The sequence below is a fragment of the Enterobacter cloacae complex sp. SHL021 genome (assembly GCF_049237765.1).
Classification (GTDB): domain Bacteria; phylum Pseudomonadota; class Gammaproteobacteria; order Enterobacterales; family Enterobacteriaceae; genus Enterobacter; species Enterobacter cloacae.
Genome location: NZ_JBMKJG010000023.1, coordinates 64391 through 79854 on the forward strand (window position 1 = coordinate 64391; position 15464 = coordinate 79854).

General features: G+C 55.2%; 15 protein-coding genes. 12 read left to right on the forward strand and 3 right to left on the reverse strand.

Going from position 1 to position 15464, the window contains the following annotated elements:
- The 6 genes from ubiJ to tatD all read left to right on the forward strand — a co-directional run bounded on the left by ubiJ (position 1) and on the right by tatD (position 4717).
- On the forward strand, positions 1-606 hold the full coding sequence (gene ubiJ / locus ACOTZF_RS20395; RefSeq protein ID WP_013099240.1) for a ubiquinone biosynthesis protein UbiJ: 606 nt from the start codon (positions 1-3) through the stop codon (positions 604-606).
- Positions 603-2243 carry a ubiquinone biosynthesis regulatory protein kinase UbiB gene (gene ubiB / locus ACOTZF_RS20400; protein ID WP_013099239.1) on the forward strand — a complete coding sequence of 547 codons (1641 nt, stop codon included), beginning with the start codon at positions 603-605 and terminating at the stop codon, positions 2241-2243. The genes ubiJ and ubiB overlap by 4 nt, the downstream gene beginning before the upstream one ends.
- Positions 2244-2319: 76 nt before the next feature.
- On the forward strand, positions 2320-2574 hold the full coding sequence (tatA, locus tag ACOTZF_RS20405; RefSeq protein ID WP_013099238.1) for a Sec-independent protein translocase subunit TatA: 255 nt from the start codon (positions 2320-2322) through the stop codon (positions 2572-2574).
- Between the two features lie 3 nt (positions 2575-2577).
- The gene (gene tatB, locus ACOTZF_RS20410) at positions 2578-3120 is read left to right on the forward strand and encodes a Sec-independent protein translocase protein TatB (RefSeq protein WP_023621768.1); all 543 of its coding nucleotides are present in this window, start codon (positions 2578-2580) and stop codon (positions 3118-3120) included.
- Positions 3121-3122: 2 nt separating this feature from the next.
- The gene (gene tatC / locus ACOTZF_RS20415; protein WP_013099236.1) at positions 3123-3893 is read left to right on the forward strand and encodes a Sec-independent protein translocase subunit TatC; all 771 of its coding nucleotides are present in this window, start codon (positions 3123-3125) and stop codon (positions 3891-3893) included.
- A 41-nt stretch (positions 3894-3934) separates the two neighbouring features.
- Positions 3935-4717, forward strand: a complete 783-nt coding sequence (gene tatD / locus ACOTZF_RS20420) for a 3'-5' ssDNA/RNA exonuclease TatD (RefSeq protein ID WP_129317588.1) — start codon at positions 3935-3937, stop codon at positions 4715-4717.
- On the opposite strand, the gene rfaH is transcribed toward tatD, so the two are convergent.
- On the reverse strand, positions 4714-5205 hold the full coding sequence (gene rfaH, locus ACOTZF_RS20425) for a transcription/translation regulatory transformer protein RfaH (protein WP_013099234.1): 492 nt from the start codon (positions 5203-5205) through the stop codon (positions 4714-4716). The two genes, tatD and rfaH, sit on opposite strands and share 4 nt — an antisense overlap.
- Positions 5206-5378: 173 nt before the next feature.
- Between rfaH and ubiD the strand changes: the two genes are divergently transcribed.
- Positions 5379-6881, forward strand: a complete 1503-nt coding sequence (ubiD, locus tag ACOTZF_RS20430) for a 4-hydroxy-3-polyprenylbenzoate decarboxylase (protein WP_164987682.1) — start codon at positions 5379-5381, stop codon at positions 6879-6881.
- A gap of 30 nt (positions 6882-6911) precedes the next feature.
- Complete coding sequence (gene fre / locus ACOTZF_RS20435; RefSeq protein ID WP_013099232.1) at positions 6912-7613, forward strand: NAD(P)H-flavin reductase; 702 nt, start codon at positions 6912-6914, stop codon at positions 7611-7613.
- Positions 7614-7774: 161 nt separating this feature from the next.
- On the opposite strand, the gene fadA is transcribed toward fre, so the two are convergent.
- Complete coding sequence (fadA, locus tag ACOTZF_RS20440; RefSeq protein WP_020688730.1) at positions 7775-8938, reverse strand: acetyl-CoA C-acyltransferase FadA; 1164 nt, start codon at positions 8936-8938, stop codon at positions 7775-7777.
- Between the two features lie 9 nt (positions 8939-8947).
- Positions 8948-11137 (reverse strand): fatty acid oxidation complex subunit alpha FadB, encoded by a 2190-nt coding sequence (gene fadB / locus ACOTZF_RS20445; RefSeq protein WP_013099230.1) that lies wholly within the window; start codon positions 11135-11137, stop codon positions 8948-8950.
- Between the two features lie 190 nt (positions 11138-11327).
- Here fadB and pepQ point away from each other — a divergent pair, with 190 nt between their 5' ends.
- From pepQ to hemG, 4 genes are read left to right on the forward strand one after another with little or no spacing between them, the layout of a single operon-like run.
- Positions 11328-12659 (forward strand): Xaa-Pro dipeptidase, encoded by a 1332-nt coding sequence (pepQ, locus tag ACOTZF_RS20450; protein WP_013099229.1) that lies wholly within the window; start codon positions 11328-11330, stop codon positions 12657-12659.
- Complete coding sequence (locus tag ACOTZF_RS20455; RefSeq protein ID WP_013099228.1) at positions 12659-13273, forward strand: IMPACT family protein; 615 nt, start codon at positions 12659-12661, stop codon at positions 13271-13273. The genes pepQ and ACOTZF_RS20455 overlap by 1 nt, the downstream gene beginning before the upstream one ends.
- A gap of 40 nt (positions 13274-13313) precedes the next feature.
- Positions 13314-14765, forward strand: a complete 1452-nt coding sequence (gene trkH / locus ACOTZF_RS20460; RefSeq protein ID WP_013099227.1) for a Trk system potassium transporter TrkH — start codon at positions 13314-13316, stop codon at positions 14763-14765.
- A gap of 10 nt (positions 14766-14775) precedes the next feature.
- Entirely contained in the window at positions 14776-15321 is a 546-nt protein-coding gene (gene hemG, locus ACOTZF_RS20465) for a menaquinone-dependent protoporphyrinogen IX dehydrogenase (RefSeq protein ID WP_048972348.1), read from the forward strand.
- The last annotated feature ends 143 nt before the right edge of the window (positions 15322-15464 follow it).

Below are 15464 nucleotides of genomic sequence, written 5' to 3' on the forward strand. Positions count from 1 at the left end.
GTGCCCTTTAAACCCTTAGTCACCGCAGGCATCGAGAATGTACTGAATGCCTTTCTCTATCGTGCGCCAGCGCTAAAAGCCGCGCGGCAGCGACTTAACGGGAAGGTATTGCGGATCGTTTTAAAAGAGTTCTCGACGCCGCTTGTGCTGGTCTTCAGCGAACGCCAGCTTGATGTTCTGGGGGAGTGGGAAGGAGACGCCGACTGCTCTGTCATCACGCGCATGAGCGTGCTGCCAAAACTGCGTGACCGCCAGCAACTGACGGCGCTGATCCGAAGCGGTGAGCTGGAAGTGGAAGGCGACATTCAGGTTGTACAAAATTTCGTTGCGCTCAGCGATCTGGCCGAGTTCGACCCGGCGGAACTGCTTGCCCCATTTATTGGCGACATTGCAGCGGAAGGGATCGGCAAAGCCCTGCATGGTGGTACCGCCTTCCTGCGTAAAAGCCTGCAACGTCAGCAGCGTTATGCGGCAGAGGTGCTGACCGAAGAGTGGCGTATGGCCCCCGGACAGCTGGAAGTAGCCTGGTTCGCGGAAGAGACTGCGGCTGTTGAACGTGCGGTTGATGCGTTAACCAAACGGCTGGAAAAACTGGAGGGCAAATGACGCCTGGTGAAATTCGGCGCCTCTATTTTATCGTCCACACCTTTTTGAGTTACGGGCTCGACGAGCTTATCCCCAAAATGCGTATCACGCTGCCGCTTCGTATCTGGCGGCGGATGTTGTTCTGGATGCCTAATCGCCACAAAGGACAGCCACTGGGTGAACGCCTGCGTCTGGCGCTACAGGAGCTGGGCCCGGTATGGATTAAGTTCGGCCAAATGCTCTCGACCCGTCGCGATCTTTTCCCGCCCCAGATTGCCGATCAGCTGGCACTGCTGCAGGATCGCGTGGCCCCGTTTGACGGCGTGCGCGCGAAAAAACAGATCGAAGAGGCGATGGGCAATATTCCTGTTGAGACCTGGTTCGACGATTTCGACATTCAGCCGCTGGCTTCTGCCTCCATTGCCCAGGTGCATACCGCGCGTCTGAAAGAGAATGGCAAAGAAGTCGTTATCAAAGTTATCCGCCCGGATATTCTGCCGATCATCAAAGCGGACATGAAGCTTATCTATCGTCTGGCGCGCTGGGTTCCGCGTCTGCTCCCTGACGGACGCCGCCTGCGCCCGCTGGAAGTGGTACGGGAATATGAAAAAACGCTGATCGATGAACTAAACCTGCTGCGCGAATCGGCAAACGCCATTCAGCTACGGCGCAATTTTGAAAACAGCCCGATGCTGTATGTTCCTGAAGTCTATTCTGACTACTGCAGCCAGAACATGATGGTCATGGAACGTATTTACGGTATTCCCGTCTCGGATGTCGTGGCCCTGGAGAAACAGGGAACGAACATGAAGCTGCTGGCCGAACGTGGCGTACAGGTCTTCTTTACTCAGGTCTTCCGCGACAGCTTTTTCCACGCAGACATGCATCCGGGCAATATCTTTGTGAGCTATGAGCATCCGGACGACCCGCAATATATCGGCATTGATTGCGGTATTGTCGGCTCGCTCAATAAAGAAGATAAGCGTTATCTGGCGGAGAATTTTATCGCCTTCTTTAATCGTGACTACCGTAAAGTGGCTGAACTGCACGTTGACTCAGGTTGGGTTCCGCCGGACACCAATGTCGAAGAGTTTGAGTTTGCCATCCGTACCGTCTGTGAACCGATTTTTGAAAAACCGCTAGCAGAAATCTCGTTCGGTCACGTGTTGCTGAATCTGTTTAACACCGCTCGCCGCTTCAATATGGAAGTGCAGCCACAGCTTGTTTTACTTCAGAAAACATTACTTTACGTTGAAGGTGTAGGTCGACAGCTCTATCCTCAGTTAGACTTGTGGAAGACCGCGAAACCGTTCCTGGAATCCTGGATTAAGGATCAGGTTGGCATTCCGGCTCTGGTGCGGGCTTTCAAAGAGAAAGCCCCGTTCTGGGTTGAAAAAATGCCGGAACTTCCTGAACTGGTGTATGACAGTTTGCGTCAGAGCAAGAACCTTCAGCTCAGCATGGATAAAATCGCCCACGAGCTTCAGTCGAACCGCGTACGCCAGGGCCAGTCTCGCTATCTGTTTGGCATTGGCGCAACCCTGCTGCTCAGTGGTACGTTGTTGTTAATCAACCGTCCGGACTGGCAGATGATGCCCGCCTGGCTAATGGTTGCCGGAATAGTGGTCTGGTTCGTTGGCTGGAGAAAGACGCGCTGAAGAGGCATCGCTATCACCAGGCCGCATACGTATAATGCGGTCTGACTAATTAATCATCTATCTCTGAGGAATATGTATGGGTGGTATCAGTATCTGGCAATTAGTCATTATTGCCGTCATCGTCGTGCTGCTGTTTGGCACCAAAAAGCTCGGTTCTATCGGTTCCGATCTGGGCGCGTCTATCAAAGGCTTCAAGAAAGCAATGAGCGATGATGAGAGCAAGCAGGATAAAACCAGCCAGGACGCTGACTTTACTGCTAAATCCATCTCCGACAAGCAAGAAGATGCCAAAAAGGAAGACGCTAAACGCCACGATAAAGAGCAGGTGTAAGTCGTGTTCGACATTGGTTTTAGTGAGCTGCTGCTGGTCTTTGTGATTGGCCTCATCGTGCTGGGGCCACAGCGTTTACCCGTTGCAGTAAAAACGGTTGTGGGGTGGGTGCGTGCGCTTCGTTCGCTGGCATCCACCGTACAGAACGAGCTGGCGCAGGAACTTAAGCTGCAGGAGTTTCAGGAAAGCCTGAAAAAGGTTGAGAAGGCGAGCATGGATAACCTGACGCCGGAACTGAAAGCCTCCATGGATGAACTGCGCGAAGCGGCAGAATCCATGAAGCGCTCGTACAGCGTTAACGATCCTGAAAAAGCTAGCGATGAAGCGAACACCATCCATAACCCGGTGGTGAAAAATAGTGAAGCGCAGCGCGAGGGCGTAACGCCTGCCAGCGCGGAGCATCAGGCCACCGCGCCTGAACATACGCCGCAGGAACCTGAACTGAAAAAACAGGCGCAGCCGGAAGACCCTGTGGTCAACGCGGCTGAAGCAAAGCCCGCCGCGCCTGTTACCGAATCATCCCCCTCGTCGAGTGATAAAGCGTAAACATGGCAGTAGATGATACTCAACCGCTCATTACGCACCTCATTGAGCTGCGTAAGCGCCTGTTAAACTGCATTATTGCGGTTTTCGTTATTTTCTTATGCCTGGTTTATTTCGCCAACGACATCTACCAGGTTGTCTCCGCGCCGCTGATAAAGCAGATGCCGCTGGGCGCAACGATGATCGCGACGGACGTTGCTTCGCCGTTCTTTACGCCCATTAAGCTCACGTTCTGGGTATCGTTGATCGCTTCTGCACCCATCCTGCTGTATCAGATCTGGGCGTTTGTGGCGCCCGCTCTGTATAAGCATGAACGCAAACTGGTGATCCCACTGCTGGTCTCCAGCTCGCTGTTGTTCTATATCGGCATGGCGTTTGCCTATTTCGTGGTCTTCCCGCTGGCCTTTGGCTTCCTGACGCATACCGCGCCGGAAGGGGTACAGGTGTCGACCGATATTGCCAGCTACCTCAGCTTTGTGATGGCGCTGTTTATGGCATTCGGCGTGGCGTTCGAAGTGCCGGTTGCGATTGTGCTGCTTTGCTGGGTGGGTGTAACCACACCAGAAGACCTGCGTAAAAAGCGTCCGTATATTCTGGTCGGCGCATTTGTGGTCGGCATGCTGCTGACGCCGCCCGATGTCTTCTCGCAAACGCTGCTGGCCATACCGATGTACTGTCTGTTTGAGGTAGGCGTCTTCTTCTCACGTTTCTATGTGGGGAAAGGGCGTCGATCAGAGGACGAAGACGACGTCTCTGAAAAGAGCACTGAAGAGTAAAACCAGCCGCCCGTCAGGGCGGTTGTCATATGGGGAATTGCATGTTTGATATTGGACTTAACCTGACCAGTTCACAGTTTGCCAAAGATCGCGACGACGTCGTGGCGCGCGCGTTTGCCGCCGGCGTAAAAGGTCTGCTGCTGACAGGCACCAACCTGCATGAAAGCGAGCAGGCGCAACAGCTGGCCCAACGCTACGACCGTTGCTGGTCTACCGCGGGCGTGCATCCTCATGACAGCAGCCAGTGGACGCCGGAGAGCGCTGATATCATTCACAGGCTGGCGAAAACCCCCGAAGTGGTGGCTATCGGGGAATGTGGGCTCGATTTCAACCGCAATTTTTCCACCCCTGCCGAGCAGGAAAAAGCGTTTACGGCGCAACTTGCCCTGGCGGCCGAGCTTGAAATGCCGGTGTTTATGCACTGTCGCGATGCGCATGAGCGCTTCCTCGCGCTGCTGGATCCCTGGCTGGATAAACTGCCAGGCGCGGTGCTGCACTGTTTTACCGGTTCACGTCAGGAGGCGCTGGACTGTCTGGATCGTGGGCTTTATTTGGGGATTACCGGCTGGGTGTGCGATGAACGCCGCGGGCTGGAGCTTCGTGAACTGTTGCCGGTGATCCCGGCCGACCAGTTGCTCTTCGAAACCGACGCGCCTTATTTATTGCCGCGTGATATGAAACCAAAACCGGCATCGCGACGTAACGAACCGGCGTGGCTGGGGCATATTGTCACGAGCGTGGCGCAGTGGCGCGGAGAGGATCCGCACGGGTTATCTACGCAGACGGATGACAACGTGCGTCGCCTGTTTGGCATTGATTTTTAAACTTTGCGGAAGTCGGTGTTTTTCACGCTTTGTAGCACCTGCTTATTAAGCAGATTGAGCAATAACATGGAGCGTGCTTCACCGTCCGGCTCGGCGAAAATCGCCTGCAGGCCTTCGAAGGCACCTTCGGTGATGACGACACTGTCTCCCGCGTACGGGGTTTCCGGGTCGGTAATATCTTCAGGTTGTTGATAAACCGAAAGCTGATGGATCACCGTCGACGGCACCGTTGCCGGGTGCGCACCAAAACGAACAAAATGGCTGACGCCGCGCGTGGCGCTGATGGTGGTGGTGTGGATCACTTCCGGGTCGAATTCCACGAACAAATAGTTCGGAAATAGCGGCTCACTGACGGTTGTGCGCTTCCCGCGCTGCATTTTTTCAAGCGTGATCACGGGTGTCAGGCAATTTACAGACTGACGTTCTAAATGTTCCTGCGCGCGCTGAAGTTGCCCGCGTTTGCAATACAGTAAATACCAGGCCTGCATAATCACTCTTTCCCTTAGTTTCGGGCGCAAGCATATCAAAACCCTGGCGGGATCGCTAAGTTGATTATAATGGCCGAAAAGGGAACAGGATGCAGAAGTTCACGCTAATTTAACAAAATTACAGCATCACGCAGGCTTACGCCGTATAATGAAGCGCTTACAGAGAGGCCATGATTAACTGCATGAAATACCACGATCTCCGCGACTTCCTGACGCTGCTGGAAAAGCAGGGCGAACTCAAACGCATTACGCTTCCTGTCGATCCTTATCTGGAAATGACAGAAATTGCTGACCGCACCCTGCGTGCCGGTGGCCCGGCACTTCTGTTTGAAAACCCGAAGGGTTATTCAATGCCGGTGCTGTGCAACCTGTTTGGAACCCCTCGCCGTGTGGCGTTGGGCATGGGCCAGGAGGACGTCACGGCGTTACGTGAAGTGGGTAAACTGCTGGCGTTTCTGAAAGAGCCGGAGCCACCGAAAAGCTTCCGCGATCTGTTCGATAAGCTGCCGCAGTTTAAGCAGGTGCTGAACATGCCAACCAAACGTCTGCGCGGCGCGCCGTGCCAGCAGAAAGTGCTGGAAGGGGATGCGGTAGATCTGACCAAAATCCCGATCATGCAGTGCTGGTCTGAAGATGCCGCGCCACTCATTACGTGGGGGCTCACCGTCACACGCGGGCCGCATAAAGAGCGTCAAAATCTGGGTATTTACCGCCAGCAGCTGATTGGCAAGAATAAGCTCATCATGCGCTGGCTGTCGCATCGCGGCGGCGCGCTGGATTTCCAGGAGTGGTGCGCTGCACACCCGGGCGAGCGTTTTCCGGTCTCAGTGGCGTTAGGGGCCGACCCCGCCACCATTCTGGGCGCGGTAACACCAGTGCCGGATACACTCTCTGAATATGCCTTTGCAGGACTGCTGCGTGGCACCAAAACGGAAGTCGTGAAGTGTATCTCTAACGACCTCGAAGTGCCCGCGAGTGCAGAGATTGTCCTGGAAGGTTACATTGAACAGGGCGAGCTTGCACCCGAAGGCCCGTACGGTGACCACACGGGCTATTATAACGAAGTGGATAACTTCCCGGTGTTTACCGTCACGCACATTACCCAGCGTGAAGATGCGATTTATCACTCCACCTATACCGGACGTCCACCGGATGAACCTGCAGTACTGGGTGTGGCGCTGAATGAAGTGTTTGTGCCGATCCTGCAAAAGCAGTTCCCGGAAATTGTTGATTTCTATCTGCCGCCGGAAGGATGCTCGTATCGCCTGGCGGTGGTCACAATGAAGAAGCAGTATCCTGGTCACGCTAAACGCGTGATGATGGGCGTATGGTCTTTCCTGCGCCAGTTTATGTATACCAAATTTGTGATTGTCTGCGATGATGACGTTAACGCCCGCGACTGGAATGATGTTATCTGGGCCATTACCACGCGAATGGATCCGGCGCGCGATACGGTGTTAGTGGAAAACACGCCGATAGATTATCTGGATTTTGCCTCGCCGGTCTCCGGTCTTGGCTCAAAAATGGGACTGGATGCCACAAATAAATGGCCTGGCGAAACCGACCGTGAATGGGGTCGCCCGATCAAGAAAGATCCTGCTGTGACCGCGCGAATTGACGCGATCTGGGACGAACTGGCCATAATGAATAACGGTAAACCGCAGGCTGACCGTTAAGCCCTATAGACTTCCCGACAGAGAGAGCGAATGACAACCTTAAGCTGTAAAGTGACCTCGGTAGATGCTATCACCGACACCGTATATCGCGTCCGTTTAGTGCCTGAAGCGGCATTCTCTTTCCGTGCTGGTCAGTACCTGATGGTCGTGATGGATGAACGTGATAAGCGTCCTTTCTCTATGGCCTCAACGCCAGCGGAGCAGGAATTTATTGAGCTTCATATTGGTGCGTCAGAGCTTAACCTGTATGCAATGGCCGTCATGGACCGCATTCTTAAAGAGCGCGAGATCGTGGTGGATATTCCACACGGTGATGCATGGCTGCGTGACGATGAAGACCGTCCGCTGATCCTGATTGCCGGTGGTACAGGCTTCTCCTACGTGCGCTCTATTCTGTTGACGGCCCTGGCGCGTAACCCGAACCGTGATATCACTATCTACTGGGGTGGCCGCGAAGAGAAACATCTCTACGATCTCTCTGAGCTTGAAGCGCTGAGCGTTAACCATCCCAACCTGCGTGTTGAACCGGTGGTTGAGCAGCCGGAAGAGGGCTGGCGTGGGCGTAGCGGCACAGTGCTGACGGCGGTACTGCAGGATCATGGCACGCTGGCAGGGCACGATATCTATATCGCTGGCCGCTTTGAGATGGCGAAAATTGCCCGTGACCTGTTCTGTAACGAACGTGATGCGCGTGAAGATCGTCTGTTTGGCGATGCTTTTGCGTTTATCTAAATAAAAAACCCGCCCCTGACAGGCGGGAAGAACGGCAACTAAACTGTCTCTCTTCGCAAATGGCGTCACTTGCGGCGAGGTACCTCTCGTAGGCCGGGAAAGCGCAGCACCTCCCGGCAAAAGCCCGATGGCGCGATGCTTATCGGGCCTACGTTATAGCCTTACACTCTCTCAAACACCGTTGCGATACCCTGACCCAACCCAATACACATCGTTGCCAGACCAAACTGCGCGTCTTTGCGTTCCATCAGGTTAATCAGCGTTGTGCTGATACGCGCCCCGGAGCAGCCCAGCGGGTGACCGAGGGCGATCGCGCCGCCGTTGAGGTTAATTTTCTCGTCGATCTGCTCCATCAGCCCCAGATCTTTAATGCACGGCAGGATCTGCGCGGCGAAGGCTTCGTTCATCTCGAACACGTCGATATCACTGGTGGTCAATCCCGCTTTCTTCAGCGCCAGCTTCGAGGCCGGAACCGGGCCGTAACCCATGATAGAAGGATCGCAGCCTACCACCGCCATTGAGCGCACCCGGGCGCGAGGCGTTAACCCCAGCTCGCGGGCGCGGCTTTCGCTCATTACCAGCATCGCGGCCGCTCCGTCAGACAGCGCCGACGAGGTACCTGCCGTGACCGTACCGGTGACCGGGTCAAACGCCGGGCGCAGGGTGGATAGCGCTTCAACGGTGGTTTCCGGGCGGATCACTTCGTCGTAGCTGAACTGCTTCAGAACGCCATCAGCATCATGGCCGCCGGTCGGGATGATCTCATTCTTAAACGCGCCGGATTGCGTGGCGGCCCATGCACGAGCATGAGAACGCGCGGCGAAGGTATCCTGCATTTCACGGCTAATTCCGTGCAGGCGGGACAGCATTTCAGCGGTCAGGCCCATCATTCCTGCGGCTTTCGCCACGTTACGGCTCATGCCCGGGTGGAAATCGACCCCGTGGCTCATTGGCACATGGCCCATGTGCTCCACGCCGCCGACCAGGCAGGCCTGCGCGTCACCGGTCATGATCATACGCGCCGCATCATGCAGTGCCTGCATTGAGGAGCCGCACAGACGGTTGACGGTAACTGCCGGCACCGAATGTGGGATCTCCGCCAGCAGCGAAGCATTGCGGGCGATGTTGAAGCCCTGCTCAAGCGTCTGTTGCACACAGCCCCAGTAGATATCGTCGAGCGCAGCCGGGTCCAGCGCCGGATTACGCGCCAGCAGGCTGCGCATCAGGTGCGCTGAGAGATCCTCTGCACGCACGTTACGGAATGCGCCGCCTTTTGAACGGCCCATCGGGGTGCGAATCGCATCAACAATGACAACCTTTTCCATTGTGACTCCTTAAGCCGTTTTCAGCTCGCCAACCGGACGGGCTGGCTCAACTGCTGGGTAATAGGATTCGTTATGGCGCGCTTTATTACGCAGCCCTTCCGGCACGTCATACAGCGGGCCGAGGTGCTGATACTGCTGCACCATATCGAGATAGCGGGCGCTGCCGAGCGTATCCAGCCAGCGGAACGCGCCACCGTGGAACGGAGGGAAGCCCAGGCCATAGACCAGCGCCATATCGGCTTCTGCCGGACTGGCGATAATGCCTTCTTCCAGGCAACGCACCACTTCGTTGATCATCGGAATCATCATCCGGGCGATGATTTCATCGTCCGTGAAGTCACGTTTTGGCTGGCTAACCCCGGCCAGCAGGCTATCCACCGCCGGATCTTCTTCTTTCTTCGGTTTGCCTTTGCTGTCTTCTTTATAGCGCCAGAAGCCCAGACCGTTTTTCTGACCAAAGCGGTTGGCGTCAAACAGGGCGTCAATCGCATCGCGATAATCTTTCTGCATGCGCTGTGGGAAGCCCGCCGCCATAACCGCTTGAGCGTGATGCGCGGTATCAATGCCAACCACATCCAGCAGATACGCTGGCCCCATCGGCCAGCCGAACTGTTTTTCCATCACTTTGTCGACTTTGCGGAAGTCCGCGCCGTCGCGCAGCAGCTGGCTGAAACCAGCGAAGTAAGGGAACAGTACGCGGTTGACGAAGAAGCCCGGGCAGTCGTTGACCACAATCGGGGTTTTGCCCATCTTGCTGGCCCACGCCACCACTTTTGCGATGGTGTCGTCAGAGGTTTTTTCGCCGCGGATCACTTCGACCAGTGGCATGCGGTGCACCGGGTTGAAGAAATGCATTCCGCAGAAGTTTTCCGGGCGCTTCAGGACGCTTGCCAGCTCGCTAATCGGGATCGTCGAGGTGTTAGAGGCCAGTACGGTCTCCGGACGCACTTTCTCTTCCGTTTCGGCCAGTACCGCTTTCTTCACTTTCGGGTTCTCTACCACGGCCTCAACCACCACATCGACGCGGTCAAAACCGGTGTATTCCAGTACGGGCTGGATAGTGGAGATCACGCCTGAGAGTTTCAGACCGTCAATTTTGCCGCGTTCCAGCTGTTTATTGAGCAGCTTGGCTGCTTCGGTCATCCCCAGCGTCAGGGATTTCTCGCTGATGTCTTTCATCACCACCGGCACGCCCTTCCAGGCGGACTGGTAAGCGATGCCGCCGCCCATAATGCCAGCGCCAAGTACCGCCGCATGTTTTGGCGTCTCAACGTTTTTCGTCAGCTGTTTTGCTTTGCCTTTCACGAACTGATCGTTGAGGAAGATACCCACCAGCGCGCGGGCTTCATTGGTATGTGCCAGCGGGACAAAGCTCTGGTTTTCGAGTTTCAGGGCTTCGTCACGGCCAAAGCGGGCTGCGGCTTCGATGGTTTTCACCGCCGTGATCGGCGCCGGGTAGTGTTTACCCGCCGTCTGCATCACCATGCCCTTGGCGATGGTGAAACTCATGGCTGCTTCAATCTTGCTGAGCTTTAACGGCTCCAGTTTCGGCTGGCGTTTGGCCTTCCAGTCGAGATCGCCGTTAATGGCCTGACGCAGAATGGCGAGGGAGCCTTCAATCAGTTTTTCTGGCTTCACGACGCCATCAACCAGGCCGATTTTTTGCGCCTGCTCTGCGCCAACATCTTTACCTGCGGCAATAATTTCCAGCGCGCTGTCGGCACCCAGCATGCGCGGCATACGTACGGAGCCGCCAAAGCCCGGCATAATGCCCAGTTTGGTTTCCGGCAGGCCGATGCGCAGATCCGGCGTGGCGAGGCGGTAGTCGGTGGCCAGCACGCATTCACAGCCGCCGCCCAGCGCGTAGCCGTTAACGGCGGAAAGGGTCGGGACAGGCAGATCTTCCAGACGATTAAAGACGCTGTTGGCAAAGTGCAGCCACTGGCTCAGCTGTTCTTCAGGCACCAGGAACAGTGAAAGAAATTCGGTGATATCGGCACCAACAATAAAGGCCGCTTTGTTCGAGCGCAGCAGCAGCCCCTTTAAATCAGTTTGTTTTTCAAGTACATCCAGCGCCTGGCCAAGACTGGCCACCGTCGCGGTATCGAGCTTGTTGACTGAGCCGGGGGCATCGAACACCAGTTCGGCAATGCCATCTTCCAGCCAGTTGAGGTACAGGGTGTCGCCTTTGTAGAGCATGTCAGTCTCCTGAATCCAGCAAGTGGATCTGGTCATACCAGATGAGTCGGAGTGTGGGATTTATGTTAATAAAATGCAAATTACTCATTAAGAAATTGCTGCATTGATCACGGTCGGTGGAAATCACGCAGCCGGAGACAGGTGTGCTAAGATGCGAGGACTTGAGGTCAAAAAAACGAAAGGAAGAATGATGGACTCACTGGCTTCGCTTTATAAAAATCATATCGTTACCCTACAGGAACGTACCCGTGATGTACTTGCCCGCTTTAAGCTGGATGCGCTGTTAATCCACTCCGGCGAGCTGATGAATACCTTCCTGGATGACCATGCGTATCCGTTTAAGGTTAACCCGCAGTTTAAAGCCTGGGTGCCGGTAACACAGGTGCCAAATTGCTGGTTGTTGGTGGATGGCGTGAACAAGCCGAAACTGTGGTTCTATCTGCCTGTGGATTACTGGCACAACGTTGAGCCGCTGCCGACCAGCTTCTGGACAGAAGAAGTGGACGTCATGGCTTTACCAAAAGCCGATGGTATTGGCAGCCAGTTGCCTGCCGCGCGTGGCAATATTGCCTACATTGGCCCGGTCCCGGAGCGTGCGCTGGGTCTGGATATCCCGGCAGACAAACTCAACCCGAAAGGGGTGCTGGATTTCCTGCACTATTACCGCGCGTATAAAACCGACTACGAACTTTACTGCATGCGTGAAGCGCAAAAAACGGCGGTGAATGGTCACCGTGCAGCGCATGAAGCCTTCCAGTCCGGTATGAGCGAGTTCGATATCAATCAGGCGTACCTCACCGCGACCGGTCACCGTGACACCGATGTGCCTTACAGCAACATTGTCGCCCTGAATGAGCATGCCTCTGTGCTGCATTACACCAAACTGGATCACCATGTGCCGTCTGAGATGCGCAGCTTCCTGCTGGACGCAGGCGCAGAGTACAACGGCTACGCGGCTGACCTGACCCGTACCTGGGCGGCCAATGCGGATACCGATTTTGCGCATCTGATTAAAGACGTTAACGATGAGCAACTGGCGCTTATCAGCACCATGAAAGCCGGAACCAGCTATGTGGATTACCATATCCAGTTCCATCAGCGCATCGCTAAACTGCTGCGTAAACACCAGATCGTGAAAGACATGAGCGAAGAGGCGATGGTCGAAAACGATCTGACCGGACCCTTTATGCCGCACGGTATCGGCCACCCGCTGGGTCTGCAGGTTCATGATGTTGCGGGCTTTATGCAGGATGATACCGGCACGCACCTCGCCGCGCCGTCTAAATATCCTTACCTGCGCTGCACGCGTATCCTTGAGCCGCGCATGGTGCTGACCATCGAGCCGGGGATCTACTTTATCGAATCGCTGTTAGCGCCATGGCGCGAAGGTCAGTTCAGCAAGCACTTCAACTGGGAAAAAATTGACGCGCTGAAGCCGTTTGGCGGTATTCGTATCGAAGATAACGTCGTGATTCATGAGAACGGTATCGAGAATATGACGCGAGACCTGAAGCTGGCCTGATGGAAAGCTGGCTGATACCGGCTGAGCCGGTCACCTTTGTTGAAGAAATCAAGAAAAGCCGCTTTATTACGCTGCTGGCACACACCGATGGCGTAGAGGCGGCAAAGGCGTTTGTTGAGTCTGTCCGCGCTGCGCATCCCGACGCCCGTCACCACTGCGTGGCGTGGGTCGCCGGGCCGCCAGACGATTCGCAGCAGCTGGGTTTTTCTGATGACGGTGAACCGGCGGGTACTGCCGGTAAACCTATGCTTTCCCAGCTCATGGGCAGTGGCGTGGGTGAAATCACCGCCGTGGTTGTTCGCTACTACGGCGGCATTTTATTAGGTACCGGTGGGCTGGTGAAAGCGTATGGCGGGGGCGTACAGCAGGCGCTTAATATGTTGGTCACCACCCGCAAAACGCCACTCACCGAATATACTTTGTTGTGCGACTACGCCCAGCTATCGGGTGTCGAAGCGCTGCTTAAACAGTTTAACGGTGTGATTGCACACAGTGATTACCAGGCAATGGTGCAATTGCGCGTGGCGCTTCCTCAGGCTGAACAGGCTGCTTTTTCGGCAAAACTGGCGGATTTTAGTCGCGGTTCGTTGCAATTGCTGCCGATTGAAGAATAATCCCCACCTCACTTTTTGAATACCAAAGGAAGCGGCAGAGATGCATTTTCGTGCCATAACCCGAATCGTTGGACTGCTGGTCATACTTTTTTCCGGGACGATGATTCTCCCAGGACTGGTGGCGCTTATCTACCGGGACGGCGCGGGGCGGGCATTTACCCAGACCTTCTTTGTTGCGCTGGCGATTGGCTCGCTGCTGTGGTGGCCAAACCGTCGTCAGAAAGGTGAGCTGAAATCACGTGAAGGGTTTCTGATTGTGGTGCTGTTCTGGACGGTGCTGGGAAGCGTCGGTTCGCTGCCCTTTATCTTCTCTGAACAGCCCAATCTGAGCATCACGGATGCCTTTTTTGAATCCTTCTCCGGCTTAACGACTACCGGCGCGACTACGCTGGTTGGGCTGGATTCGTTACCCCACGCCATTCTCTTTTATCGCCAGATGCTGCAATGGTTCGGTGGTATGGGGATCATTGTTCTGGCGGTTGCCATCCTTCCTATCCTGGGCGTCGGGGGCATGCAGTTGTACAGGGCAGAAATGCCGGGGCCACTGAAAGATAACAAGATGCGCCCGCGTATTGCCGAGACGGCGAAGACCCTGTGGCTGATTTATGTTTTACTGACCGTTGCCTGTGCGCTGGCGCTGTGGTTTGCCGGTATGCCCGCGTTCGATGCCATCGGGCACAGCTTCGCGACAATCGCCATCGGCGGGTTCTCTACCCACGATGCCAGCGTGGGCTACTTTGATAGTCCAACGATCAACACCATTATTGCTATTTTCCTGCTGATCTCCGGCTGTAACTACGGTCTACACTTCTCATTACTCAGCGGACGTAGCCTGAAGGTGTACTGGCGCGACCCGGAGTTCCGTATGTTTATTGGCGTCCAGCTCACGCTGGTGGTCATCTGTACGCTGGTGCTCTGGTTCCACGATGTCTATAACTCGGCGCTGACCACGCTAAACCAGGCGTTTTTCCAGGTGGTGTCGATGGCGACAACCGCAGGTTTTACCACGGACAGCATTGCACGCTGGCCGCTGTTCCTGCCTGTGCTGCTGCTGTGCTCGGCATTTATTGGTGGTTGCGCAGGGTCGACGGGCGGTGGCCTGAAGGTGATTCGTATTCTGCTGCTCTTCAAGCAGGGGAACCGTGAATTAAAACGCCTGGTTCACCCGAATGCAGTCTATAGCATCAAGCTGGGCAACCGTGCCCTGCCGGAACGTATTCTCGAAGCGGTGTGGGGGTTCTTCTCGGCGTATGCCCTGGTCTTCATCGTCAGTATGCTGGCAATCATCGCGACGGGGGTGGATGATTTCTCTGCCTTTGCGTCCGTTGTGGCAACACTTAATAACCTCGGGCCTGGCCTGGGGGTCGTGGCGGATAACTTTGCCAGTATGAACCCGGTCGCGAAATGGATCCTAATCGCCAATATGCTGTTTGGGCGTCTTGAGGTCTTTACGCTGCTGGTGCTGTTCACCCCAACATTCTGGCGCGAGTAAGGAGTCGTCGGTGAAAACACTTATTCTATTCTCTACGCGAGACGGGCAAACGCGTGAGATTGCCTCTTATCTGGCTTCTGAACTACAAGAGCTGGGCATTTACTCTGATGTGGTGAACCTGAACCGTACGGAGCAAATCGCCTGGCAGGATTACGACCGCGTGGTGATTGGGGCGTCTATCCGTTACGGGCATTTCCATCCTGCGCTGGATCGCTTTGTGAAAAAGCATACGGCAGCGCTCAATAAGCTGCCCGGGGCGTTCTACTCGGTCAATCTGGTGGCCCGCAAACCTGAAAAGCGTACACCGCAGACCAACAGCTACACGCGCAAGTTTTTGCTGAATTCGCCGTGGCAGCCAGACGTGTGTGCCGTCTTTGCAGGGGCGCTGCGTTATCCCCGCTATCGCTGGTATGACCGCTTTATGATTCGGCTGATTATGAAAATGACCGGCGGTGAAACCGATACGCGTAAAGAAGTGGTTTATACCGACTGGACGCAGGTGAGCAGTTTTGCCCGGGAAATCGCGCATTTATCACCCGAATCGCGGCGTATTTAAGCGTGGAGTTTGAAAAGTGAGCGAACGAAATGTTTTTTGTATTTTGTGCTTGTCACTTCAGAATAACTCCCTATAATGCGCCTCCACTGACACGGAACAACGGCACACACGCCGCCGGGTCAGCAGAGAAAAGCAAATTAAAC